Below are 24,659 nucleotides of genomic sequence, written 5' to 3' on the forward strand. Positions count from 1 at the left end.
GCGAGGCGGTATCAATGATGCGTTCGCATGTTAAAGCTTCTTGGCCACTGGACGCTTCAACTTACGTTCGAGTTTGCTTTCAAATTCAGGCAGTGTTGTCGGTTTGCCTGCAGTAAGTCCCTTTACGGCATCCTCAAGCGTAGTATAGATTGTCTTGTGGATTTTGAGGACAGCCTTACAAGCTTGTTCAGTCTCATCGTAATCGACAACTACCCAAACTATGTCGCAGTTTGAGATATGATCTATAGGCTCCATGTCATCTAGAGCCTCCAAGAATGGTCGGTCAATTACAACCACCATCTTCTTGCCCCAACGGCGAAGCGTTGGAACCTTTATCATTAACTGTGGCATAAGGCGTTTAGGGCCACTTGATCGGAAGTCAGGTCGGCGAGCGGCACCTGGCATGGGAACACCGTTGCCTATGAAGGTCAAAATATTGTTATGGTCCTTGGTCATTGCCCCGCCGCTAAAGTAAACAGCCTGCATTTCCACGGCGCACCACCGAGTTCCGTCATCCGGATTGACGACAACCAAGTCAATTCTGCCGACATCTTCCTGCCTGGAATCTTCGATGCCTTCGTCCTCCACCGCATACATGTCCACCTCTTTCGCATTTGGTGCGTTTTCGGCTTCCAGCGCTGAAAGGGGTCTTCTCAGAAATGGAATCTCTTTAGCGATAAGCGGGCTATCGGAGCCAAGTAATTCCTTGCCGATGTGCTTGATAATCGTGCCGTTCTCGAGAAATCTATTCGGACAAGTAGCAGTTATAGGGCCGAATGTGATGTCATCTCCGGGGGCCTGCAATGGGTGAAAATTCCGAAGTGAACACACCCCACCAGTCTTGTTGCAGTTGATGCTTCCGCTTTGTGGGCCGAGTGCTGGCATCTGCTGGAAGTAAGGGCATGTGACAGTAGTATTTTTGGCCTGCACCAAGCGCTTGCGCTCGTCATTTGGCAGATCAATAAAGCGGTTTCCGTACAATTCAGCAATTCCGTAGAATTGCTTCTGCTTCTCTGGTCTCCGTGAAAGCTTCTTTTTCTTTGTCATTAAGCGACAGCCAGCGTCGTTTCGCGTTCAGCGACAATGGTTCTATCAGATTCGAGGAGAGTTAGGGCGATTGCACGACCGAGTAGAGGCGGTACAGCATTACCCACCTGCACATACTGCTCTGTGCGGCTGCCCTTGAATTCGAAGCTATCCGGAAAAGATTGCAGCCGCGCGGCTTCGCGCACTGTAATGGCACGATCCTGATTTGGGTGGATATAAGCCCCCCAATGTACATCGCACTTGGTCAGAATAGTACACGAAAGATCTGTCTTCCGCGGCCTACCATAACGTTTTGTGTGGTCTGAGCGCTTAGCTTTCTTCATGCCAGCGGGAAGCATATCGAATGGAATGTCACGCCATGAGCCGCCTGCTGGAATATGCTTCATGCGCGCTTCATTGATTGGGGAAAGTCGTCCTGCAGCGTGGTTCGTCAAGCAGCTCGCGCCGCTTCGGAGCTCGTGCTGATAAGTGTTCATTGGCGGGCAAAGGTAATGCTTAGGCACCTCCTTGTCGCCATTCGTGAGCGGGGGAAGGTCGCTAATTGCGTCCCAGATTGTAACAAACGGCCTTAATCCAGGACCGTGTGTCGGTTCAGGAAAGAGGATCGGCGCGCCAATACGATTGGCAATGAAAACGAGCCGTCTCCGTTCCTGCGGAATGCCATACTCCTCGGCTTTTAGAACCTTCCACCGGACCGCATATCCAAGACGGCCCATACCCTCTTCGATCTCGCGAATAATCCCACCCTCGGCGATAGAGGTTAGGCCACTCACGTTTTCCATCACCAGCCAACGTGGTCTTAGTCCTTCAACGATGCGCAAATACTCACGGAATAGACCAGCGCGCGGATCGTGGATGCCACGCCCATGATTATAGACCGAGTAGCCTTGGCAAGGCGGGCCGCCTACGAGGACATCAAGCATGCCGGGCTGCAACCTGGTAATACCCAGCAGATCCGAAACGGAAACGTCCTGTATCTTCCCGCCGACAAAAACAGACTCAGGGTGTGTGGCTGCAAAAGTCTCTCCAGCACGCCGATCGAAATCAAGGCCACCCAGAACATGAAAGCCTGCTTGCCGGAAGCCTTCGGAAAGGCCGCCGGCGCCGCAAAACAGGTCTAAGACAGTACTGCCTTGGCTTCCCATCATCAGTTTCTCCCCGACTCCCCTACGTTCGTAATGAATACAAAACGAGAACGTTTAAGATGTCAATCCCATCAATGCGCCTCAGAGAAGAATTTTTGCATCGATTTGTCTCCTCAAATTCCAAAGAATCATTTGAAACGCCGCTGTTAGATTGTTTGCGGCATTTGGAGCCTAAATCACCTGACAATGCAGAGAGGTCAATCCTTTTGAGCGTTCCCCCCCTTCATCCCCACACCCGCCACATAGGTCTCCACCACCGCCCGGTCATCGCCCAGCGTCTGCAGGATGAAGAGTTCGTCGGCCAATGAGCGGGCGGTCTCTACGCGCAGGGCCATTTCCGGGGTGGAGGCGGGGTTGAGGACGATGATGTCGGCCTCGGTGCCCGCGTCCAGGGTGCCGATCTTGTCTTCCAGCGACAGGCTCTCGGCGTTGCCGCGTGTGGCCCAGTAGAAGGTCTCGAAGGGGTGCAGGCGCTGGCGCTGCAACTGCAACACCTTGTAGCCCTCGTCCAGGGTGCGCAGCAGCGAATAGGACGTGCCACCGCCGATGTCGGTGGCAATGGCGGTGCGCACGCCCTGGTCCTCCAGCCGGGCCTTGTCGAACAGCCCGCTGCCGAGGAAGAGGTTGGACGTCGGGCAGAACACGGCGACGGAGCCGGTCTCGCGCATCACGCCGAGCTCGCGGTCATTCATGTGGATGCAGTGGCCGAGCAGGGTCTTGCGGCCAAGGAGGCCGTAGTGCTCGTAGACGGCGAGATAGTCGGCATGGCCGGGATAGAGATCCAGCGTGTAGGTGATCTCGTTGTGGTTCTCGTTGATGTGGGTCTGCAGGTGGCAGTCGGGGTGCTCGACAAGCAGCGCGCCGGCCACCTCCAGCTGCGCCGGCGTCGAGGTGATGGCAAAGCGCGGCGTGATCACATAGAGCGCGCGGCCCCGGCCATGCCATTCGGCCAGAAGCGCCTTGCTGTCGTCATAGGCCGATTGCGCCGTGTCGCAGAGGGCAGGGGGCGCGTTGCGGTCCATCATCGTCTTGCCGCCCAGCATGCGCATGCCGCGCGCTTCGGCTTCGGCGAAATAGGCGCGCACGGAATTGGGGTGGCTGGAGCAATAGGCCACCGCCGTCGTCGTGCCATGGGCGATCAGCGAGTCATAGAAGGCGGTGGCAATGCGCTGTCCATGGGCGAGATCGGCGAATTTCTGCTCGGCCGGGAAGGTGTGGTCGTTGAGCCAGTCCAGGAGCTGGTCGGCCCAGGAGGCAATCACCTGCGCCTGCGGGAAATGGATATGCGGATCAATGAAGCCGGCCATCAGGAGATGCGGCCGGTGGTCGGTCACCGGCGTCGCCTCGGGGGCTTGCGCCTGAACCTGTGCAAAGGGCCCCATGGCGGTGATGAGGCCGTTCTCGATCAGGAGGCCGCCATCTTCGTGATGCACCAGCGCGCCGTCGTCCTCCGCCCCGTGCGGGCGGCGGAGAAACGAGACGATGCGGCCGCGTAGCAGCCGGGCAGGGGAAGTAGCCAAGACCGGAACCCTCATGGTTGTCCTCACACCTCAGCCGTGGGCGCCGCGAGTGAGGCGGCGGCCAGCGGCTGAGGCAAACCTTGAAGTTCTAGTCGGCAGGGCCGGGCGGCACAAGGGCGCCGCGCGGCAATCCCTGTGAGGTGGCTCAGATCGTCAGGAGATGGGCGCTGCCGCCGCTGAGCGTTGCCGTGCTGAGGTCGACAAGACCGATCAGCTTGACCAGCTGGTCGGCTTCCGGGTTGAAGCCGATCGTGTGCCGGCTGAGGTCCTGCACGATGTAGGTGTTGCCCTCGAACTGGAACCAGGTCACGCGGCCGAAGTCGCCAGCCGCGGCGGTGTCCAGGAGCTTCTGGAACGTCGCCCCGGCCGGAGCCGTCACCTTTGCGGAGACGAAGTTGGCGACCCTTTCGTCGTCGGGAAGGTCAATCCGGTCGCCCTTACCCATCCCGGCAATCGTGACGAAGGTCGTGACCCGGCCGCTGTTCATCGACAGGACCACCGTGTCCAGCCCGCTGCCGACATCGACCATGTCCGCGCCGGTGCCGGTGATGATCACGTCATTGCCCGCCCCGCCCGACAGGGTGTCGGTCGCCGCTCCGCCGGTCAGCGTGTCATTGCCATCGCCCCCGGTCAGCGCGTTGGCCCAGGTGGCGGAGCCGGTGAGGACATCGTCGCCGGCCCCGCCGTCCATGGTCACGTTGGCGGCGGCCGTCGCGGCGGAGATGGTGTCCTTGCCCTTGCCGCCGAGGACGGTCACAGGCCCGGTCAGCACGTCCTTTGCCGTGAGGCCGACACCCCCGGCAAAGCTGGCGGCGTCAAGGAACCTGAGCGCAGTCCCCGAAAAATCGCCCAGCCAGAGCGAGGGGCCGTCGCCCGTCACCGTGATGGTCTGGACAGCGTTGCCGGTAAAATTGCCGCTGCCGCCCCGTGGTGGCGTGGTGTCGGCGCGGAAATTCACCGTCTCGACGTCGGCAAGCTGGATCCCGTAACCGCCCACCGTGGCGTCTGAGCCCTTGAATGCGATGGTAAAACTGTCATTTTCCCGCGTCGCAGCCCCATCCACGACGACAGTGACCCCGTTCACGAAATAGCCCGACAGCTGCAGCGTGCCGCCGGAGGCCAGGCCCTTCACCGTCACTGGCTCACCGACGATGCGTCCGGTCAAGGCAACCGTGGTGATCGCATTCTGCCCGGTGGCATTGAAGGCGGTGACATCGATCGTCTGGGGCGCGGTGAGACCACTCGATTCCACTTCCAGCACCTCGAAGCCGCTGAAGCGCGAGGCTGCCGCGGGCAGTGCGCCGTTGGTGATGCTCGCGACCTGGGTGACCAGCCTGTCGATGCCAGCCCCGCCGTTCACGCTGCCGTAGTCTGTCCCGCGGATCGCCAGCCAGTCGTCGCCCGCCCCCAGATCGATCCGCGTGCTGGAACTGGTCGAGGCCGAGGTGTAGCGGTCGCTGCCTGCGCCGCTGGCAATCGAGGTGTTCAGCATCTCCCGTGTCACCGTGATATCGCCGCTGCTGCCGGTGGCATCCAGCGTGGTGAGGGCCGTCGGCCCGTCGAGGAACAGCACCATGCTGTCGCCGGTGATGGTGAGGCTCCGCGCGGCCGCCCAGTCGACGGTCTCGAAGGTGATGATCTCGTCCGCGTCCACGGACACGCTGGTCGCCCGAGGCGAGAAGCTGGAAATGCTCGACAGGCCGCCAAAGACGCGGATCTGCAGCGATGTGGCGGTCTCGTCAATGACGTGGATCGCCCGGGTCGTGGAAACGAGGTCCAGGTTCAGCGGCCGCGCCGCGGCCTCGACCTTAAAGACCTCCGGTCTGGTGTGGTCGTTGTTGCGGGAACTGATGAGCTTCAGGTCCGTCAGGGCGTCCGAGCGGATCGTCGCCTGGCGGGAGGAAAAGAGCGTCACCGAGGCGAGCCTGTCGCCGCCGGCACCCGCTGTGTCCTCGATGATCGCGGCGCTCCAGCCAGAGGAGGTCACCTCCCGCACGTTGCCATGGGTCAGCATCGTCCAGGAGCCGGAAGTCTCGGCGCTCACGCTCTCCAGCCCGGTCCACGACCGCAGATCGATCCTTTGGTTGTTGGTAAGGCCATAGTCCAGATAGTCCAGATGCAGCGCCTCGACATTGCGGACGCTGGCAACCGGCAGGACCGTCTCGCCGAACCGCATGTCATTGATCAGGCGCAGGGTGTCGTATCCTGCCCCGCCATCGATCTGGTCGCCGCTCTGGAATGTGCCACCCGCGCCGGTCGAGACCGTGCCGATGATCGTGCTGTTTGCATCCAGGGCCTTGATCACGTCGTCCCCGGCGGTGAGGATCAGCGCGCCGTCGCGGTTTGACATGTCGAGCGGGCTCTTGCCGTTGTAGACCTTGGCAAGATCGGCGGCCGCGACAGTCCCGGCTGCCGTCTTGAGCGCCAGAACGGCAGCGGCGGACTTGGCCTGAAACTCGGCCGAATTGGAAAAGCCGATCAGGATCTGGGTCATCGGCTGGCCCGTGGCCTTCCAGGCGGCGATCTCGGCCGCAGAGCCTGCACGGCCCAGCACGTTCTGGTACAGCGCGCCGAGCGAGACATCGCTGACGCTGTTGTCGCCGTAGCGGTTCTTCCACTCCTGCGAATTGACAAAGCCGGCCGCCACCTTCGAGAGGGCAGTGGCATCCGCGCGCAGGTCCTTCACCCAGCCGCTGATGCCGGTTGTGTCCGGCACGCGTCCGAAAGCCGCCTGATAGATGCGGATCACCTGATCGACATAGGTGACGGCTTCAGCGCTGCCGGCCAGTTCATCCCGGAAACTGTCGAAACTCCGCACACCTTTGTCGACGAGATGCGCGTAGGTGGTTGAGTAGTAAACTTCCGGCGTGCGCTGCAGAACGTTCTGGAACAGCTGGACAATCCGGTCTGCAGTCGTCATCGCCAAGGCACGCTTCCTTATGTTGTATCAATGGCGTGCAGACCGGGAGCGTTCGACTGGAGCAGACTCAAACCCTCGCGCCGCACGGCTCAGGAATTGTGCAGCGATACAATGACGGGTTTGGGTTGTGAAGGCCGGGGATTGTCATAATTCGCGATTTTTGCCAGACGCGAGCGGACTATGGGCGAACCCGGGTTACGCCCTGGGCCTGCGCTGTCGTTGCATTGAACTGAGCCAGGCAGTCGACAGGGCAGGGAAGGAGGATCGCTGTTCCGGCCAGGGCTCGTCGCAAGACGGTTTTCGAGGCCTCTCCGCCCCCTCTCCCTCGTGGGAAGTGTGACGTCCGGCACTTGCAAAAATCAACGGACATTGCCTCGGCCCGGTCAGGGGGCGTCCGTGCAGTCATCGGGATCCTCAAACGCGCCCGCGCGCACCAGGTCGGCAAAGCGGCGGCCGCGTGCCACCAGCTCGGCAAAGCGTCCGCGCTCGACGATGCGGCCCTGTTCGAGGAACAGGATCTGGTCGGCATCGCGGATCGTCGACAGGCGGTGGGCGATGATGAAGGTGGTGCGCCCGGCGCGCAGGTGATCCAGCGCCCGCTTCACCTTTGCTTCCGTCTCCGTATCGAGCGCGGAGGTGGCCTCGTCGAGGATCAGGATCGGCGCGTCCTTCAGGATGGCCCGGGCGATGGCCAGGCGCTGGCGCTCGCCGCCCGACAGGGCCTTGCCCTGTTCGCCGCAGCGGGCGTCAAATCCCTCCGGCCGGGACAGGATGAAGCCGGTCGCCTCGGCCATGTCGGCAGCCGCGCGAATGTCGGCATCGCTGGCTTCCGGCCGGCCGATGCGTATGTTCTCGGCGATGGAGCGGTCGAAGAGGCCGGCGTTCTGCGCCACCACGGCGATCTGGCGGCGCAGGCTGTCGAGGGTGACATCGCGGATATCGGTGCTGTCGATCAGCACCCGGCCCGTCGCCGGATCGCGCAGCCGCTGCAACAGGGCGAGCGTCGTGCTCTTGCCCGAACCCGTGGGGCCGACCAGCGCCACCGTCTCGCCGGGGCGGGCCTCGAAGCCGAGTTCGCTGAGCCCCGCCGTGCCATCGGCATAGCGGAAGGAGACGCCCTCGAACACCACATGGCCCTTCGGCACGGCAAGCGGCCGCGCGCCGGGCTTTTCCGGCAGGTCGCTGGCCGCATCCAGCACCTCGAAGAACTGCTGCATCGCCGGCGCATCCAGGAACAGGCGGGTGACGAAGGCGGTGATGTTGTCGAGCCGCCCGATCAGCAGCGTCGCAAAGCCGACGAAGGAGACGATCTCGCCAACGCTGACGTCGCCGCGTGCATGCAGCACGGTGCCGAGTGCGAACATGGCAACGATGGTCAGCGTCGAGGCGGCCCGGGTCAGGATCGAGGTCATCGCCCACCAGGTCAGCACCGGATTCTGCACCGAGAGCAGCCGTCCCATCAGCTCGCGCAGGGCCTGGGTTTCCTCCTGCAGCCGGGTGAAGCTCTGCACCAGCGTCACATTGGCCATGACATCGCCGACCCGGCCCGAGAGGGCAGCGTGATAGGCCGCCGCATCCGCCTGTCCGGCCTGGGTCTTGCGCATGACGAGGCCATTGAGAAGCACATAGACGGCCATCAGCGCCAGTAGCAGCGCCGCCATCGCGGCATTCATGGAAAAGGCGACGGGAAGCAGCACGACCAGCGACACCAGTGCCGTCACCTGCTCGCGGAAGGCCGACAGCCAGAGCCCGAACAGAGTGTCCGATCCCTTCAGCATGACGCCGATCAGCCGGCCGGACTGCGCTCCGCTGTGAAAGGTGCTGGGCAGACCGATGACATGCTCGAAATAGCGCCGCATGACGGCAAGCCGCCGGCGATGCGCCAGCCGGTCCGCCTGCAGCGCCACGAAAACCCCGGCGGCGACCGAGAGAAATCCGAACAGCGCCCATAGCCCGACAAGACTTGCTGCCGGTTCGCCTGTCGTCAGCGCATCGATGACCGCACCGAACAGCAGCGGCTCGGCAAACTGCACCAGCGCCAGCGCAGTCCCCGCCACCGCAATCAGCCCCGCCAGCCAGACCTCCGGCCAGAGCAGACCGAGCGCGCGCCAGTAGATGCGGAGAAAGGACATGGGAAGAGGTCTCGGCGTGTGATCGGGGGCAATTGGCGTCAATGCGAGATCACCTCTGCAAATTCACGCAGGGAGATCAAGAGGCATCCGGAGGGTCCGATGCGAGGTCTCCGATCGGCAATGGGTGCGGCATGATTGCAGGAGTGTCGTTTTTAAACTACAGTTTGATCGCGTTCCGTCTCAATGCTGTCATCCCGGACGAAAGCGAAGCGGAGATCCGGGACCGGAGAGCCGAGGTCTCTTCAGGGTTGCATCAACAAAAAATGGAGGCCTCGACTCTCCGGTCCCGGCTCGGCGCTACGCTTGGCCGGGATGACTCCGGTGAGGTCACGGTTGGCCATCGTGCGACGGTCGCTTTCAGACAGCAGTGCATCATGCTTATGCCGCGCCACGCTGGCAAAGCGACTGCTGGCAGACTGGAAAGAGGACAATGCCTGAAACGATCAGCTTGTTTGATCCTGCCGAACTGCTGACGTCCCGAGAGGCCGTTGCGGCTTTCATGTCCGATGCGTTGGCGTCGGGTGATGCCGGGTACATCGCCCATGCCGTCGGCGTCGTCGCGCGCGCGAAAGGCATGAGCCAGATCGCAGAAGATGCAGGACTGTCGCGCGAACAGCTCTACCGCTCCTTCAGCCGCGAGGGCAATCCGACCTTGAAGACAACACTCGCGGTCCTGAAGGCCCTCGACATCGAACTCGTTGCAAGGCCAAAGGAGACCGAGCGGGTCAGATGACGGGCACGGTCACAACTGTTTACGTTTTAGGACAGACCGTGGCCTTGGCTTACGCAAAAGCACTTCACTTGTTGATGTTCGAGCGGGAGCAGAAACAGCGCCTCAGATAAGGAAGTGATTGACAATGCAATCTATGCGAATTGAACTAAGGGGGTGCGCGCTGTGATTTAAATGGGGGCTGGAATGAATTTCGAAGAAGCAATCAAGGACGTTGCCCGCAGGTCAAGACACAACGCTGAAATTGCGGAGACAGAAGAGGCGACGAAGATGGCAGTAATCGTGCCCTTCATTCGCGCTCTTGGATATGATGTTTTTGATCTTTCGCATGTCGTGCCCGAGTTTTGCGCTGATGTCGGAATAAAAAAGGGGGAAAAGGTCGACTACGCCCTCAAAATTGACGGCAAAGTTGCTGTCCTTGTTGAGGCGAAGCCATTTTCGACAAATCTTGGAAGTGTTCAGTATAGCCAGTTGTTTAGGTATTTTACTGTGACCGACGCACGACTGGCCATTCTTTCGAATGGGCGCGAAGTGTGGTTTTTCTCCGATATCGAAGAGAAGAACAAGATGGACAAAAGTCCTTTTTTTAAGTTCAACTTTGAGAACTATGACAAATTTCAGTTGGAAAGCCTTCAGAAATTCCACCGCGACTCGTTTGATTTGGACGCGGTATTGTCAACGGCGTCGGTTCTTCGATACTCCGACTTGGCGTCAGGCTATCTAAAGCGGCAGCTGCATGATCCAGACGAAAACTTCGTAAGATTCGTTGGCAAGGAAATATACGACGGAAGCCTTACCAAAGGAGTGGTTGAGCAGCTCAAGCCTTCTATCCGAGCCGCGCTCGAAAGCATTGTTCGGAGCGAAATATCTGAAAAACTCGGTGTCGCGTTTCAGCCGGCTGTTCGGCCGGAGGTGCAAGTAAATCAAGATAACGCGGACGTTTTGTCCGTTGCTCTAGAGGTTGTAACGACTGACGAGGAAGCACAAGCGTTCTTGATCGTTCGTGCAATATGCGCCGAAATCGCAGATGTGGATAGAATTTTCATTAGAGATACAAAAAGTTATTGTGGTGTGAACTTTGACGACAACAATCGAAAGCCAGTATGTCGATTCTGGTTCAACGCCAAAAGTGTCAAGTACATTGGCCTGTTTGACGAGGAAAGGCAGGAGACCAAGCATGAGATAGCGAGCGTGTCGCAGATTTATAAATTTGCTACACACATTCGGAAAACTGTCTCGGCCTATTTGTAGAAGCAAGCATTGCCTCTCGAAACTTCCGGAGCCCCCATGTCCACGATCCGTCCCCGTCCGACCGACAACGCCGTGTTCGGCAAGCACCTGACTGGCGGTGCGCATGAGCCGACCTATGGCGGCGTGTTGTCCTTCATGCGCCGGCGCTACAGCCGGGATCTGGCTGGCGTCGATGTGGCGATCCTGGGCGTGCCCTTTGATGCCTCGGTGTCCAATCGCCCGGGTGCGCGCTTCGGCCCGCAGGGCGTGCGCCGGGCATCGGCGATCTTCGACGGCGATCCGCAATATCCGTTCCACGCCGACCCGTTCGAGACGCTGGCGGTGGTCGACTATGGCGACTGTTCCTTCGACTACGGCCGCAACGGCGAGATCCCGGCCTGCATCGAGGCGCAGGCGCGCGAGATCCTGGAGCAGGGCGTGCATCTCTTCTCCATCGGCGGCGACCATTTCGTCACCTTGCCGCTCCTGCGCGCCCATGTCGCCCAGCACGGGCCCCTGGCGCTGGTGCAGTTCGACGCGCATCAGGACACCTGGCCAGATGACGGCGGGCGTATCGACCATGGCACGATCACGGGCCGCGCGGTGCGCGAGGGGCTGATCGATCCGGAACGCTCAATCCAGATCGGCATCCGCACCCACGCGCCGGAGACCTGCGGCCTTGAAATCCTTTACGGCGAGGACGTGGAACTGCTCGGCGTCAACGCGGTGGTTGACCTGATCAAGGAACGGGTGGGCGATGCCAAGGCCTATATGACCTTCGACATCGACTGCCTCGACCCGGCCTTCGCGCCGGGCACGGGCACGCCGGTCGCCGGCGGGCTCACGTCGCGCGAGGCGCTGATGATCCTGCGCCGCCTCGGCGATCTCAATTTCGTCGGCGGAGATGTGGTGGAAGTGGCTCCGGCCTATGACCACGCCGACATCACCTCCATCGCGGGGGCAACCGTGGCGCAGCATTATCTTGGTCTGCTTGCTGAAAGGCGGACGCAAGCGTGATGGAATGACCGAACAAAGCCGGACGGGGCGGCAGGATGTGACGCGCCGTTCGGACGTCCTGCTCTGACGCAAGGGCATGGACGCCACTTCGGCCAAAAGGCCTGGCCCGCGCTCAGGCGGCCTGGCCCGGCTTGCGGGTGCCTTCGATGTTGTCGTTGAAAGCCGGGCGGCGCCAGGCGCGATAGAGCGCGTCGGCATCCTGCATCCGGTCATAGAGCCGGCTCGCCAGCACCAGATAAGCGACCTGGGCGATCAGCGCCGTGCAAAGGCCCGCGATCATCATGTCCAGGCTGCCGGACACGGCCGCGATCAATGCAAGCGCGGCGCCGGCGAAGGTTGCCATCAGCAGCAAGGCGGCGCGGCGCGTTGTGCTGCCCGGCACGGGCACGATCATGCGGTTGAGGAACATCCTCTCGCCCAGCAACGCCCGCACATGCCAGGGGAGCCGACTGTTCTGCGTATGGCCCGTTGCCACCACGGCAGCGGGACGCAAGGGCGACAGGCGCGGCAAGCGCGTGGCGGCAAATCCGAGTGCCGCCGTGGCCGCCAGGGCCGCCGGCCAGCCATAAAGGCCATGCAGCCACAACGCCACCGGGATCAGGGGCAAGAGGGCAAGGCGAATGGCCAGCGTCAGGCGTCCGGGTGGCCGCCGCCACATGCGCGCCGCCATCGCGTACCAGCGGATCTGCCGGGCCGGCATCACGGCCGGGCGCGGGGGGCTCGGCTGGGTCTTTGCCGGATGGGTGTTTGCGGTGCTTGCCATGGGTCACGGCACGCCTTGCGGCGGTCTCTCCTGGGGTCGGAGCGGCACAGGAGCCGCCCGGGACCGGATACGCTGTAAGATATCTCGGCAAGGACCAGGCCGGTGGCAGACCGTGCGCGATGCCGGTCCGAGGGCTCCACTGGCCTGTCCCCCGGGACCTGGCCAAAACGGCCAAGTGGACTGGGAGACAAGCCGATGCATGGATCTTGCTATACCCGCATCTTAACGTAAGAACCCGGCGCGTCGCCAAGAATCTTTACCCGGTTGGCCCCCGGCTTGCGCGCTTTCACCTCGGCCCCGTCCTTGTCGCGGATCCAGGCATCCCAATGCGGCCACCAGGAGCCGGGATGTTCGCTCGCCCCGGCGATCCAGTCCTCCAGATTGCCCTCCGGCTTGCCGCCGGTCCAGTACTGGTACTTGCCGCGCGACGGCGGATTGACCACGCCGGCGATGTGGCCGGAGCCGGACAGGATGAAGTCGACCGGTCCGCCAAAGGCCGAGGACCCGAGGAACACAGACCGGGGCGGGGCGATGTGGTCCTCGCGGGCCGACAGGTTGTAGATCGGGATCGTAACCTTCTTCAGGTCCAGCTTTTCGCCGGCGACCACCATCTCGCCCTTGGCAAGCCGGTTCTCCAGATAGCAGTTGCGCAGGTAGAACGAGTGATTGGCCGCCGGCATGCGGGTGGAATCGGAGTTCCAGTAGAGAAGGTCGAACGGGAAAGGTTCCTTGCCGCGAATGTAGTTGTTGACGACATAGGGCCAGATCAGGTCGTTCGAGCGCAGCATGTTGAAGGCCGACGCCATTTTCGAGCCGTCGAGATAGCCGCGTTCGGCCATCTTGCGCTCGATCAGCGAGATCTGCTCCTCGTCGACGAACACCTTGAGATCGCCGGCATGGGTGAAATCCACCTGGGTGGTGAAGAAGGTGGCAGAGCCGATGCGCTCGTCGCCGGTCGCCGCCATATAGGCAAGCGTCACGGCCAGCAGGGTTCCGCCGACGCAGTAGCCGATGGCATTGACCTTGTCTTCCTTGGTGGCGCGCTTGATCACATCCAGCGAATGGAGAATGCCTTCGCGCATGTAGTGCTCGAAGTTCTTCTGCGCCTGGCGTTCATCCGGGTTGACCCAGGAAATCACGAAGACAGTGTGCCCCTGGTCGACAGCCCATTTGATGTAGGACTTCTCCGGCGTCAGGTCGAGGATGTAGAACTTGTTGATCCAGGGCGGCACGATCAGCAGCGGCCGCTTCAGCACCTTTTCGGTGGTCGGCGTATACTGGATCAACTGGCAGACGTCGTTCTCGGCGATCACCTTGCCCGGGGTCAGGGCGAGGTTCTTGCCAACTTCGAACTTGCTGGCGTCGGTCTGGCGGATCTTGATCTCGCCGTGGCCGGCCTTGATGTCCTCGACCAGAAACTGCATGCCGCGAACGAGGTTCTCGCCGTTGTTCTCCAGCGTCTCGCGCAAGAGGGCCGGGTTGGTCAGGACAAAGTTCGACGGCGACAGGGCATTGGCGATCTGCTTGACGTAGAAATCGGCCTTATGCCGTGTGTGCTCGTCCAGCCCGTTGGCCTCGGCGACCATGTCATTGGCCCAGTTCGAGGTGATCAGGTAGAACTGCTTCAGGAAGTCGAAGAACTGGTTTTCCTGCCAGTCCGGATCCTCGAAGCGCTTGTCGCGCGGCGGGGCGGCAATGGCCGGTTCGGCCGGTTCGCCCATCATTCGCTTGAGGGACGAGTTCCAGAGATTGATATAGCCGGACCACAGGCGGCCCTGCGCTTCGACCGCTCGGCTCGGATCGGACGTCCAGTACTCACCCACCTGCGCCAGCGTCTTGATGATCGAGGTCAGTTCCTCGGCGCCGTCGGCTTTCACCTCGCCCTTTTCGCGCGGTTCGAGATAGGCGGCCAGTGCCTTGCCGCCTTGTTCGAGCACCTTGGCAAGGTTCTGCGCAAAGGCTTCCGGATTGTTGACGATGTACTGGACCAAAGGACTCTGGCGATCATCGGCCATCTTCGGTGTTCCCTCCCGCACGTTTTTTGCTTCTGGCACCGTTGTGACCCGGCTGCTCATCAAATTTATGACACAGGTTTCCGCCGCGTCGAATGCCCAATTCTCAGGTACCAGCCCTGCAAAGGGTTGAGCTTGCGAATCTCCCCCGTCCGTGTCACCCAGCCTGCCTGCTTTGAGTTCGGGCTGTCATGCAGCTAAGATAGGCAGAACCGGCGGGGGCGTTTGGCTTTGGAGATATGGTGGTGAGACACATTTCTGCTCCGGTCCGGCCTGCGGTCGCCAGGCGGCTATCTGTGGGGGCCCGGGTTCTGGGGCTGGCCATGCTTGCAGCCGGCTGTGCCATGGAGCCGGACACATCGCTGATCGAGGCCGTTTCCAATCCGCGGCGGGCACCCGCGGCGCCGAGCCTGCCAGCCTATCCCGTGGCTGTTGCGCACCCGTCAGCAGCGGACGTGAACACCGCCATGCCCGGCGACCCGGCCCAGCCGGCGGTCTCTGCCGTTCTGGATGAGGCGGAGCGCGAGCGCACGATTGCAGAAATGAGCGCCATGGCCGGTCGTGGCCAGGTGCGCAGGCCACTCAGTTCCCCCGGTGAACTGCGACGTCTCCAGAATGGGCACGGCGCGGCAGCGCTGGCCGATATCGAGGGCCGTTAGTCGGGTAAAAATACCCGCGCGGCCCTTGCAAAGGCGCGTGCGGAAAGAAGGGCTTGCTGCTACAAGGGCGCCAGTCCCGGCCCTGTGCGCTGACCGGGGCTGAAAGACGTCAGCAAAGCCGCACAACGCCGCAGAGGATCACGAGGCCCGCGCCATGGAAGAGTTTCACAAGACCCGCAGACTGCCCCCTTACGTGTTCGAACAGGTGAACAAGCTGAAGGCAGCGGCGCGGGCGCAGGGCGCGGATATCATCGACCTCGGCATGGGCAACCCGGATCTGCCGACGCCGCCGCATATCGTTGAGAAGCTGACGGAAGTCGTGACCGACCCGCGCACGCACCGTTATTCCGCCTCCAAGGGCATCACCGGCCTGCGCAAGGCCCAGGCTGCCTACTACGAGCGCCGGTTCGGCGTGAAGCTGAATCCGAACACCCAGGTCATCGCGACCCTCGGGTCCAAGGAAGGCTTTGCCAACATGGCCCAGGCGATCACCGCCCCGGGCGACGTGGTGCTGAGCCCGAACCCGAGCTATCCGATCCACACCTTCGGCTTCCTGATGGCGGGCGCCGCGATCCGCTCGATCCCGGCCAAGCCGGGTCCGGAAGTGTTCCATGCGCTGGAGCGCGCCGTGATCCATTCGGTGCCCAAGCCGATCGCCGTGATCATGTGCTACCCGGCCAACCCGACAGCCTATGTCGCCGACCTCGACTTCTACAAGGATGTGGTTGCCTTCGCCCGCAAGCATGACATCTTCATCCTGTCGGATCTGGCCTATTCCGAAATCTATTTCGGCGACACCCCGCCGCCGTCCATGCTGCAGGTTCCCGGCGCCATCGAGGTGACGGCGGAGTTCACCTCCCTGTCCAAGACCTTCTCGATGCCGGGCTGGCGCGTGGGCTTCGCCGTCGGCAACGAGCGCCTGATCGCCGCGCTTGCCCGCGTCAAGTCCTACCTGGACTACGGCGCTTTCACGCCGATCCAGGTGGCCGCCACCGCTGCCCTCAACGGCCCGGAGGACTGCATCGCCGAAATGCGCGCCACCTACAAGCGCCGCCGGGATGTGCTGGTCGAGAGCTTCGGCCGCGCCGGCTGGGAGATCCCGGCCCCGGAAGCCAGCATGTTCGCCTGGGTGCCGATCCCGGAGAAGTTCAAGGCGCTGGGCAGCCTCGAATTCTCCAAGCTGCTGCTGGAGAAGGCCGACATTGCCGTGTCTCCGGGCATTGGTTTTGGCGAGTACGGCGATGAATATGTCCGCATCGGCCTGGTGGAGAACGAGAAGCGCCTGCGTCAGGCCGCGCGCAATCTTCGCCGCTTCCTTGAAACGGCAGACGAAACGTTGCACAACGTCGTCCCGATCAGCGTCTCGCGCTGACGATTGAGACTGTTTGGCAAAAGAGCCAGCCTCTTCTGCCAAACGCTCAGGCCCGCGCGGCACCTGAACGTCCCTCCGGAATTCGTCCGGAAAGGACAATTGACAACGGGAACTCGGATCGCATGGCTTCTGCATTGAGACTTGGTGTTGCGGGACTGGGTACGGTCGGCGCTTCACTTGTCCGCCTTCTGTCGAAAAACGGCGCGGCACTTGCCCGCAAGTGCGGCCGGCCGGTCGTGCTCACCGCAGTCAGTGCCCGTGACCGAACTCGTGACCGCGGCGTCGATTTGTCCAGTTACACCTGGTTTGATGATCCGGTGGATCTCGCCGGCTCATCCGAGATCGACGTTTTCGTGGAACTGATTGGCGGAGCCTCCGGCTCTGCTGAAGCCTCGGTGCGCGCCGCCATCGCAGCCGGCAAGCATGTGGTCACCGCCAACAAGGCGCTGCTCGCCAAGCATGGTGTGGAACTTGCCGCACTGGCTGAAGCATCCGGTGTCAGCCTCAACTACGAGGCGGCGGTCGCCGGCGGCATTCCGATCGTCAAGACCTTGCGCGAGGCGATGGCCGGCAACTCGGTCGCCCGCGTCTATGGCATCCTCAACGGCACCTGCAACTACATCCTGACCCGGATGGAGCGCGAGGGCCTGTCCTTCGCCGAGTGCCTTGCCGATGCACAGCGCCTGGGCTACGCCGAGGCCGATCCGACCTTCGACATCGAGGGCAACGACACGGCGCACAAGCTGGCGCTGCTGACGAGCCTCGCCTTCGGCTGCAAGATTGCTGCCGACGATATCTATCTCGAGGGCATCACCTCGATCACCACCGCCGATATCCGCGCGGCCGATGAACTCGGCTATCGCATCAAGCTCCTGGGCGTTGCCCAGAAGACCGACAGCGGCATCGAGCAACGTGTGCATCCGACCATGGTGCCGAAAACTTCTGCCATTGCCCGCATTGATGGCGTGCTCAATGCCGTTGCCGTCGACGGCGACTTTGTCGGGGAAATCGTGCTCGTCGGCCCCGGTGCCGGCGGCGACGCGACGGCCTCGTCGGTGGCCTCGGACATTGCCGACATTGCCCGCGGCGACATTGCACCGATGCTGGGAGCGCCAAGCGGCGAACTCACCGACTACACCCGCGCCGGCATGCGCCGTCATGAAGGCGGCTACTACATCCGCCTGTCGGTCTTTGATCGTCCGGGTGCCTTTGCCACCATCGCCAAGGCGATGGCGGACGCCAATATCTCGCTGGAGTCCATCGTGCAGCGCCGGGCAGACGCCCCGGGCCTTGCCGACCGGGCCCCGGGCGAGGGCAGCGAACCGCAACCTGTCATTCTCATCACCTATGAGACGACCGAGACGGCAGTCAAGCAAGCGCTGGAAGCAATTGTTGCCAAGGGCGTTGTGGCGGATGCGCCGCAGATGATCCGGATTGAGAAACTGGCCTGAACGTATCCCTGACGGGATCACCCTGCTTGAGGATTTGGGGGACATCGATGTCGAAAAAGGAAGCCGCACCGGCCCACAGCGCTCTGGATCGTATCCTGACGCTGGAACTTGCCCGTGTCACCGAACGCGCAGCTGTTTCGGCTGCGCGCCTGCGGGGCCACGGCGATGAAATGGCTGCCGACCAGGCTGCCGTGGATGCCATGCGCCGCGAACTGAACAACCTGCCGATCGATGGCACGGTGGTGATCGGCGAAGGCGAGCGCGATGAAGCCCCGATGCTCTACATCGGTGAAAACGTCGGCACCAAGCAGGGCCCGCGCGTCGACATTGCCCTTGATCCGCTCGAAGGCACGACGATCTGCGCCAAGAACCTGCCAAATTCGCTGGCGGTCATTGCCATGGCGCCGGAAGGTGGCCTCCTGAACGCGCCGGACAGTTACATGGAAAAGATCGCCATCGGACCGGGCTATCCGGCTGGCACGATTGATCTGGACCTGCCGATTGCGGAAAATCTTGCGGCCGTGGCCAAGGCCAAGGGCGTCAAGGTGCATGAGGTGACCGCCTGCGTGCTTGACCGTCCGCGCCATGCCCGCCTGATCGAGGAAATCCGTGCCACTGGCGCCGCGATCCGTCTCATCGGCGATGGTGATGTCGCCGGCATCATTCACGTGACGGACCCGGATGAAACCGGCATCGACATTTATGCCGGCATCGGCGGTGCGCCGGAAGGCGTGCTGGCAGCCGCTGCCCTGCGCTGCATCGGCGGCCAGATGCAGGGCCGTCTGGTCATCACCCGCGACGAGCAGGTCGAGCGAGCCCACCGCATGGGCATCTCGGACATCAAGCGCAAGTATCAGCTGGAAGAAATGGCCTGCGGCGACGTGCTGTTTGCCGCCACCGGCGTCACCGATGGCAACTTCCTGCAGGGTGTCCGCTTCGGCCGTCATCACATCACCACCCATACCGTGGTGATGCGCTCCTCGACCGGGACGGTGCGCTACATCAAGGCCCAGCATACCCAGATCGAGAAGTTTCACCTCGACTGAGCAGGTCCCGGATGACGGGCGGCCACATGGGCGCCCGTCATGAGGAGAGAAGAGAGTGAGCACGGCCATGTCGGTCGAAGACAGCGGGCGGCTCGTGCTTGGCGTCACCCGCTCTGCCAACGGACAGGTCTGGCGCGAGCGCCAGACCCGGGCACAGGGCCTGATTTCCATGGCAATGGCCCAGCGGCTCGGGCTGCCGGACGTGCTGGCCCGTGTCATGGCCGGGCGCGACGTCGGACTTGAGGACGCAGAAGGCTTTCTTGATCCGACCCTCAAGGCGCTGATGCCGGATCCGTCCGGGCTCGTTGACATGGACCGCGCCGTGGCCCGCATCGCCGACGCGGTCGAGGCTGGCGTCTCCATTGCCATCTTTGGCGACTATGACGTGGACGGGGCCACCTCGTCGGCTCTGCTCGCGCGGTATCTGCAGGCCCTCGGCCTCACTCCGGCCATCCATATCCCCGACCGCATCATCGAAGGCTACGGTCCGAACGGCCCGGCCATCGAGGCGCTGTACCAGGGCGGCGCCAGGCTGCTCGTGACCGTCGACTGCGGCAGCACGTCCTTCGAGGCCTTCGAGACTGCACAGCGGCTCGGCCTTGATGTGGTGGTTATCGACCACCACCAGTGCGGTGTCGAACTTCCCGCCGTTGCCGCCCTCGTCAATCCCAACCGTCAGGATGACCTGTCGGGGCAGGGGCATCTGGCCGCAGTCGGGGTGACGTTCCTCTTCCTCGTCGGCCTCAACCGCGAGCTGCGCCGCCGTGGCGCGTTCCTGACCCGGCAGGCTCCCGATCTGCTGGCTCTGCTCGATCTCGTCGCACTCGGCACCGTCTGCGATGTGGTGCCCCTGAAGGGGCTCAACCGCGCCTATGTCACCAAGGGACTGATCGCCATGCATGGCCGGGGCAATCCTGGTCTTGCTGCGCTCAGCGATGTTGCGCGGGTCGGCGGCAAGCCGGCCGCCTATCACCTCGGCTTTCTCATTGGCCCGCGCATCAACGCCGGCGGGCGCATCGGCGATGCAGCGCTTGGCGCGCGATTGCTGACAACGCGGGATGACACGGAAGCCCGTGCCATTGCCGAGCGGCTCAATGCGCTGAATGCCGAGCGCCAGGCCATGGAAGCGATCATGCTTGAAGAGGGGGATGCGCAGGCGGTGATCAAGATCGCCAACGACGACCCCGCCGTGCTGCTCACCGGCTCCGATGGCTGGCACCCTGGCATCGTCGGGCTGATTGCCTCCCGGCTGAAGGAAGCCCATCGCCGCCCCGCCTTTGCGATTGCCTATGACGAGACGGGCAAGGGCACCGGGTCCGGGCGCTCCATCGCCGGTGTCGATCTCGGACGGGCGGTGCGCAAGGCGGTCGAGGAGGGGCTGCTGGAAAAGGGGGGCGGCCATGCCATGGCGGCCGGCCTGACGGTGCGGCGCGAGCGCGAAGCGGAGCTGTCCGCTTTCTTCAACGACATGTTGAAGCAAGACGTGGAAGTGGCTGCATCGAATCGCGAAATGAAGATCGACGCTGCCCTGACGGCGGGCGGGGCGACGCTGGATCTGGTCAACGGCCTGGAGCGCGCCGGGCCCTATGGTGCCGGTCATCCGGAACCGGTCTTCGCCTTCCCTGCGCACCGGATTTCCTTTGCCGATGTGGTCGGCAACGGCCATGTCCGGGCAACCATCGCCGGTGCCGATGGACAAAGCCTGAAGGGCATTGCCTTCAAGGCGGCCGAGAAACCCTTCGGCGAAGCGCTGCTCGCTTCACGCGGCCGGCCGATGCATGTCGCCGGCGTCCTGTCGCTCGACACCTGGCAGGGCGCGGAACGTGTGCAACTGCGCATCCTCGATGTCGCCGACCCGCAGAAGAACCCCTTGTAAAGCCGACTGTTGACAAACCCTCTGTTGTCACCCCGGCTCGCGCTGCGCTTGGCCGGGGTGACTCTGAACGAGAACGGACAGTCCGGGCTTTGGACAGCAGGCCGCCCCTTGTAAGGTTTACCGCCGTTAACCATGTCGCAACATCCTGCCGCTAGTCTTGATCTTGTCGCTGAAGGAATCGGCGGGGGGAGATCATGGCTGCTCAGGACGGGTTGAAGGCAATCTTCACGGAACTCGACCGGTCGACGGACCGGGCGCTTGCCGGCCTCTACCGGGTTCGCGCCGATGCGCTGCTTGAACGCCCCGAAACACCATCCCCGATGATCCCGCTCATTGCCGAAGCCGGTCTTGTCTTTGGGCTTGTTGCCATGCTCGTCCAGCTTGGTCTTTCTGCCAGCAACTGACCCTTTCCCGCTTTCCCATTCGTCCCATCTTGGCCAAACTGCCGGCCTGTTGAAACGGACCGGGACACCCGTGTCCGAAGCCGGTATCTAGCAAGGTGTGTCATGGCCGAGTTTCCGATTGCCCTGTGTTCCCTGAACCTCGGGTTTGCTCCCCCTTCGCCCGAGGCCTATGTCACGGCGATCGACCAGCGCATGGCACGGGCAAAGGCCGATGGCGCGCGTCTCCTGATGCTGCCGGAATATTGCATCGAGGCCTGTCTTGCCTTCCGCCCGCAAGGGTTGGCGCCCACGGGCGAAATGGCCTTTCTGGCCGAGGTCGCCGTCGCCATTGAGCCGCAGCTTGCGGCCTTGGCCGTGCGCCACGGCCTCTCTCTTCTGGCCGGGTCGATGCCCTGGCCGCAGGACGGGGGAGGGCACACCAACCGCGCCATCTTCTTCACCCCCGATGGCTGCCGCCATGTTCACGACAAGCTGTCGCTGACCCCGTTCGAGAAAGCGCCGGAACCCTGGGTGCTGACGCCGGGCCGGAAGCTGACCGTGTTCGAGGTCGAGGGCGTGCGCATCGCCATGCTGATCTGTCTCGACGTGGAAATGCCGGCCCTGTCGTGCCTGCTCGCGAAAGAGCACCTCGACCTGCTGCTTGTTCCCTCCATGACCGGCATGCTCTCCGGCTATCATCGCGTCTATGATTGCGCCAAGGCGCGGGCCGTTGAGCTTCTGACCTCGGTCGCCCTGTGTGGCTGCACCGGGGTTGCGAGGGGTACGACACAAAACGACACCAACGTTTCCGGCGCCGCGCTTTATGTCCCATGCGAGGCTGAACTCGGTTACACAGGCACGGCGGTGAGCCTGACGCCCACCGGCGGCGAGAACGGCGAAGAGCCCTATGTGGTGGTTCATCCGCCGATTGACGCGGTTCGGCGCCTGCGCGCCGGTGCCGCCGAAGTCTGGCCGGGCGCCTGGAGCGCGCAAGGCGTCGAGATCTGCCGCCAATAGGCAGGATATTAATAAGCCGACTAAAGATTGTGTGCCGGTTGCTGCGCACAGTTGCCAATTCACAACTCATTTGAGGTTTCGGCGCTTGTTTAACGCAAAAGCCGGATTTCAGCCGTATTCTGTCTCTAGCTACCTTGACAGACGGTTCATATGAACGTTTTTCAAGTGTATCGATGCTCAAATGAGCGGGCGAGGTGCCGCGAGCATTTTCCTCTGTTTTGATCGGAAGCGTGTGCCATGACGGACGCCCCGCTTTCATATCCGGACCCGGTTGTGACGTCCCGATCACCGCTGCATCGCCTCTGGCAGGCTTTGCGCGAGATGTTCCTGCGTCCGGCCCGGCTGCAGATCGCGGCCCTGTGCTATCGCGTGCGCGATGGCCGCCGTGAAGTCCTGCTGGTCTCCTCGCGCGGCACGGGCCGCTGGATCCTGCCCAAGGGCTGGCCGCTGCTGGATCGTGCCTCCGAGCGCACGGCAGAAGTCGAAGCTTTCGAAGAGGCAGGCGTGATTGGCCGTGTCCGGCGCCACCCTTATGCCAGGATCCGCTCCACCAAGGGGCTCGACAGCGGCTTGCGCGTTCCCACCGATGTTCTGGTTTATCTTCTCAAAGCAGAAGCGCAGGCGGATGAATATCCGGAGCGGGGCGAACGGGAACTGCGCTGGCTTCCGGTCGAGGACGCCGCAAGCCTTGCCGACGAGGCCGAGGTGGCCAGGCTTCTGACCCGCATGTGCCGCGACGTCACGATCTGGTCGCAGACATAATCAATAACGGAAGCGGCGCATCAGGGCCCTTCAGATCCGGCCTTGAACCACTGTATCGGCGGACATGGTCGGGAGGCCAACAGGCAGCATCACGTGAAGACAGACCAGAAGTCGATCCTCGACAAGGATCTCGACAAGCTCGCCTATATCGAGGATGCCGCAGGCTACACGGGCAGAAAGCTCGTGGCGCCCGGCCTTGCCTTCCTGTTTCTGGTGTTTTGCGCCGTCATCGCCATAGCCTATGTACCGGCCTTGCCAGGCAGCATCCTGATCATCACCGCCGCCGCTGTCGGCGGCTACATGGCGATCAACATCGGCGCCAATGACGTGGCCAACAACGTCGGCCCGGCCGTCGGGGCGCGGGCGTTGAGCCTGCCAGCAGCCCTTATCATGGCAGCAGTTTGCGAAAGCGCCGGCGCGCTGATTGCTGGCGGCGATGTGATCAAGACCATTTCGGCGGGTATCATCACGCCACTCGACGCAGAAACCCCGGATGACTTCGCGCTGGTGATGCTGTCAGCGCTGCTGGCCGCCGGCCTCTGGCTGAATTTTGCCACCTGGATCGGAGCGCCGATCTCGACGACCCAGTCGGTGGTCGGTGGGGTCCTGGGCGGGGCCATTGCCGGTTTGGGGTTCGAGCCGGTGAACTGGTCAGTGGTCAGCTTCATCATGGCGGGCTGGCTTGCCTCGCCGTTGCTGAGCGCCTTACTTGCGGCATTGATCCTCGCTTTCATCCGCAGCAAGGTTGTCTATCAGTTCGACAAGATCGATGCAGCCCGGCGCTGGGTGCCGCGGCTGATCGGCGTGATGGCCGGCACATTCGCGACCTATCTGACCTACAAGGGCCTGTCCCGCGTCGTGGCGCTGGACCTTGGTCATGCGCTGCTGGCCGGCTTGATTGTCGGCGTTGCCGCCCATGCGCTGGTCCGGCCCGTGATTGCCCGCCAGGCTGTGGGGCTCGAAAATCGCAACCAGTCCGTCCGCCAGCTGTTTGCCTGGCCACTGATCGGCGCGGCGGCGCTCCTGTCCTTTGCCCATGGCGCCAATGATGTTGCCAATGCAGTCGGCCCGGTTGCCGCCATTGCCCATGCGCTTGGGGCTGGCGCGATCAGCGAGACGGTGCGCATTCCGGTCTGGGTGATGGCAATCGGGGCCGTGGGCATTTCGCTGGGCTTGATCCTGTTCGGCCCGCGTCTCATTCGCCTCGTTGGCCAGCAGATCACCAAGCTCAATCCGATGCGTGCCTATTGCATCGCGCTGGCTACGGGGGTCACCGTGATCCTCGCCTCGGCGCTCGGATTGCCGGTCAGCACAACACATGTGGCGGTCGGCGCCGTGTTCGGCGTCGGGTTCTTTCGCGAGTGGGAGACGCAGCGCGTTGGCTACCGGGCGGATGTCCCGTCGGGCAAGGCCGGGACAAAACTGCGCCCGATCCGCAGCCGCGAGGAGCAGAAGCGGCGCCTGCTGGTGCGCCGCTCCCATGTCATGACGATCCTGGCCGCCTGGATGGTGACGGTGCCAGCTGCGGCGCTGATTGCCGGACTGATGCACCTCATTCTCGACGCGATCTTCTGACG

Annotated in this window: 19 protein-coding genes; 12 read left to right on the plus strand and 7 right to left on the minus strand. The window is 62.7% G+C overall.

The genetic code is table 11. The annotated features are described in order from the left end of the window. Positions 1–30: 30 nt before the first annotated feature. The 5 genes from ACTIFE_RS07540 to ACTIFE_RS07560 form a co-directional block, all read right to left on the minus strand. Positions 31–1,047, minus strand: a complete 1,017-nt coding sequence (locus tag ACTIFE_RS07540) for a NotI family restriction endonuclease (protein ID WP_439528542.1) — start codon at positions 1,045–1,047, stop codon at positions 31–33. Continuing rightward, positions 1,047–2,195, minus strand: coding sequence for a DNA cytosine methyltransferase (locus tag ACTIFE_RS07545; RefSeq protein WP_439528543.1), 1,149 nt, complete (start codon positions 2,193–2,195; stop codon positions 1,047–1,049). The genes ACTIFE_RS07540 and ACTIFE_RS07545 overlap by 1 nt, the downstream gene beginning before the upstream one ends. Before the next feature lie 194 nt (positions 2,196–2,389). Then, on the minus strand, positions 2,390–3,712 hold the full coding sequence (gene guaD / locus ACTIFE_RS07550) for a guanine deaminase (RefSeq protein ID WP_439528544.1): 1,323 nt from the start codon (positions 3,710–3,712) through the stop codon (positions 2,390–2,392). Between the two features lie 145 nt (positions 3,713–3,857). Further along, positions 3,858–6,632, minus strand: a complete 2,775-nt coding sequence (locus ACTIFE_RS07555; RefSeq protein WP_439528645.1) for a DUF4214 domain-containing protein — start codon at positions 6,630–6,632, stop codon at positions 3,858–3,860. A 383-nt stretch (positions 6,633–7,015) separates the two neighbouring features. Beyond that, the gene (locus tag ACTIFE_RS07560) at positions 7,016–8,764 is read right to left on the minus strand and encodes a glucan ABC transporter ATP-binding protein/ permease (protein WP_439528545.1); all 1,749 of its coding nucleotides are present in this window, start codon (positions 8,762–8,764) and stop codon (positions 7,016–7,018) included. Between the two features lie 430 nt (positions 8,765–9,194). Here ACTIFE_RS07560 and ACTIFE_RS07565 point away from each other — a divergent pair, with 430 nt between their 5' ends. The 3 genes from ACTIFE_RS07565 to speB all read left to right on the plus strand — a co-directional run bounded on the left by ACTIFE_RS07565 (position 9,195) and on the right by speB (position 11,741). Beyond that, positions 9,195–9,497 carry an addiction module antidote protein gene (locus ACTIFE_RS07565; protein ID WP_439528546.1) on the plus strand — a complete coding sequence of 101 codons (303 nt, stop codon included), beginning with the start codon at positions 9,195–9,197 and terminating at the stop codon, positions 9,495–9,497. Positions 9,498–9,680: 183 nt separating this feature from the next. Next, the gene (locus tag ACTIFE_RS07570) at positions 9,681–10,745 is read left to right on the plus strand and encodes a type I restriction endonuclease (protein WP_439528547.1); all 1,065 of its coding nucleotides are present in this window, start codon (positions 9,681–9,683) and stop codon (positions 10,743–10,745) included. Positions 10,746–10,781: 36 nt separating this feature from the next. Continuing rightward, positions 10,782–11,741 carry an agmatinase gene (gene speB, locus ACTIFE_RS07575; RefSeq protein WP_439528548.1) on the plus strand — a complete coding sequence of 320 codons (960 nt, stop codon included), beginning with the start codon at positions 10,782–10,784 and terminating at the stop codon, positions 11,739–11,741. Between the two features lie 112 nt (positions 11,742–11,853). On the opposite strand, the gene ACTIFE_RS07580 is transcribed toward speB, so the two are convergent. After that, positions 11,854–12,504 carry a DUF6653 family protein gene (locus tag ACTIFE_RS07580; protein WP_439528549.1) on the minus strand — a complete coding sequence of 217 codons (651 nt, stop codon included), beginning with the start codon at positions 12,502–12,504 and terminating at the stop codon, positions 11,854–11,856. A gap of 209 nt (positions 12,505–12,713) precedes the next feature. Then, positions 12,714–14,519 carry a PHA/PHB synthase family protein gene (locus tag ACTIFE_RS07585; protein WP_439528550.1) on the minus strand — a complete coding sequence of 602 codons (1,806 nt, stop codon included), beginning with the start codon at positions 14,517–14,519 and terminating at the stop codon, positions 12,714–12,716. Positions 14,520–14,761: 242 nt separating this feature from the next. Here ACTIFE_RS07585 and ACTIFE_RS07590 point away from each other — a divergent pair, with 242 nt between their 5' ends. The 9 genes from ACTIFE_RS07590 to ACTIFE_RS07630 all read left to right on the plus strand — a co-directional run bounded on the left by ACTIFE_RS07590 (position 14,762) and on the right by ACTIFE_RS07630 (position 24,657). Continuing rightward, positions 14,762–15,175: a hypothetical protein gene (locus ACTIFE_RS07590; protein ID WP_439528551.1), complete on the plus strand. Its 414-nt coding sequence runs from the start codon at positions 14,762–14,764 to the stop codon at positions 15,173–15,175. 154 nt (positions 15,176–15,329) lie between these two features. Further along, a complete protein-coding gene (locus ACTIFE_RS07595; RefSeq protein WP_439528552.1) occupies positions 15,330–16,547 on the plus strand; it encodes an LL-diaminopimelate aminotransferase in 1,218 nt (405 codons plus the stop codon). Positions 16,548–16,669: 122 nt separating this feature from the next. Next, a complete protein-coding gene (locus ACTIFE_RS07600) occupies positions 16,670–17,998 on the plus strand; it encodes a homoserine dehydrogenase (protein ID WP_439528553.1) in 1,329 nt (442 codons plus the stop codon). 47 nt (positions 17,999–18,045) lie between these two features. Then, positions 18,046–19,044, plus strand: a complete 999-nt coding sequence (gene glpX / locus ACTIFE_RS07605) for a class II fructose-bisphosphatase (protein ID WP_439528554.1) — start codon at positions 18,046–18,048, stop codon at positions 19,042–19,044. Between the two features lie 67 nt (positions 19,045–19,111). Next, the gene (gene recJ, locus ACTIFE_RS07610) at positions 19,112–20,920 is read left to right on the plus strand and encodes a single-stranded-DNA-specific exonuclease RecJ (protein WP_439528646.1); all 1,809 of its coding nucleotides are present in this window, start codon (positions 19,112–19,114) and stop codon (positions 20,918–20,920) included. Between the two features lie 194 nt (positions 20,921–21,114). Beyond that, entirely contained in the window at positions 21,115–21,324 is a 210-nt protein-coding gene (locus tag ACTIFE_RS07615) for a hypothetical protein (protein WP_439528555.1), read from the plus strand. 102 nt (positions 21,325–21,426) lie between these two features. Then, complete coding sequence (locus ACTIFE_RS07620; RefSeq protein ID WP_439528556.1) at positions 21,427–22,320, plus strand: nitrilase-related carbon-nitrogen hydrolase; 894 nt, start codon at positions 21,427–21,429, stop codon at positions 22,318–22,320. 237 nt (positions 22,321–22,557) lie between these two features. Further along, positions 22,558–23,082 carry an NUDIX hydrolase gene (locus ACTIFE_RS07625; protein WP_439528557.1) on the plus strand — a complete coding sequence of 175 codons (525 nt, stop codon included), beginning with the start codon at positions 22,558–22,560 and terminating at the stop codon, positions 23,080–23,082. Between the two features lie 93 nt (positions 23,083–23,175). Next, complete coding sequence (locus ACTIFE_RS07630; protein ID WP_439528558.1) at positions 23,176–24,657, plus strand: inorganic phosphate transporter; 1,482 nt, start codon at positions 23,176–23,178, stop codon at positions 24,655–24,657. Positions 24,658–24,659: the final 2 nt, after the last annotated feature.

This window comes from Pannonibacter sp., from assembly GCF_051860505.1.
Classification (GTDB): Bacteria; Pseudomonadota; Alphaproteobacteria; order Rhizobiales; family Stappiaceae; genus Pannonibacter.

What these genes read in the sequence shown, in the direction of transcription:
- ACTIFE_RS07540 (WP_439528542.1), bottom strand. Translation starts at nt 1,047, where the DNA reads ATGACAAAGAAAAAGAAGCTTTCACGGAGACCAGAGAAGCAGAAGCAA.
- ACTIFE_RS07545 (WP_439528543.1), bottom strand. Translation starts at nt 2,195, where the DNA reads ATGATGGGAAGCCAAGGCAGTACTGTCTTAGACCTGTTTTGCGGCGCC.
- ACTIFE_RS07555 (WP_439528645.1), bottom strand. Translation starts at nt 6,632, where the DNA reads ATGACGACTGCAGACCGGATTGTCCAGCTGTTCCAGAACGTTCTGCAG.
- ACTIFE_RS07560 (WP_439528545.1), bottom strand. Translation starts at nt 8,764, where the DNA reads ATGTCCTTTCTCCGCATCTACTGGCGCGCGCTCGGTCTGCTCTGGCCG.
- ACTIFE_RS07565 (WP_439528546.1), top strand. Translation starts at nt 9,195, where the DNA reads ATGCCTGAAACGATCAGCTTGTTTGATCCTGCCGAACTGCTGACGTCC.
- ACTIFE_RS07570 (WP_439528547.1), top strand. Translation starts at nt 9,681, where the DNA reads ATGAATTTCGAAGAAGCAATCAAGGACGTTGCCCGCAGGTCAAGACAC.
- speB (WP_439528548.1), top strand. Translation starts at nt 10,782, where the DNA reads ATGTCCACGATCCGTCCCCGTCCGACCGACAACGCCGTGTTCGGCAAG.
- ACTIFE_RS07580 (WP_439528549.1), bottom strand. Translation starts at nt 12,504, where the DNA reads ATGGCAAGCACCGCAAACACCCATCCGGCAAAGACCCAGCCGAGCCCC.
- ACTIFE_RS07585 (WP_439528550.1), bottom strand. Translation starts at nt 14,519, where the DNA reads ATGGCCGATGATCGCCAGAGTCCTTTGGTCCAGTACATCGTCAACAAT.
- ACTIFE_RS07595 (WP_439528552.1), top strand. Translation starts at nt 15,330, where the DNA reads ATGGAAGAGTTTCACAAGACCCGCAGACTGCCCCCTTACGTGTTCGAA.
- ACTIFE_RS07600 (WP_439528553.1), top strand. Translation starts at nt 16,670, where the DNA reads ATGGCTTCTGCATTGAGACTTGGTGTTGCGGGACTGGGTACGGTCGGC.
- glpX (WP_439528554.1), top strand. Translation starts at nt 18,046, where the DNA reads ATGTCGAAAAAGGAAGCCGCACCGGCCCACAGCGCTCTGGATCGTATC.
- recJ (WP_439528646.1), top strand. Translation starts at nt 19,112, where the DNA reads ATGTCGGTCGAAGACAGCGGGCGGCTCGTGCTTGGCGTCACCCGCTCT.
- ACTIFE_RS07615 (WP_439528555.1), top strand. Translation starts at nt 21,115, where the DNA reads ATGGCTGCTCAGGACGGGTTGAAGGCAATCTTCACGGAACTCGACCGG.
- ACTIFE_RS07620 (WP_439528556.1), top strand. Translation starts at nt 21,427, where the DNA reads ATGGCCGAGTTTCCGATTGCCCTGTGTTCCCTGAACCTCGGGTTTGCT.
- ACTIFE_RS07625 (WP_439528557.1), top strand. Translation starts at nt 22,558, where the DNA reads ATGACGGACGCCCCGCTTTCATATCCGGACCCGGTTGTGACGTCCCGA.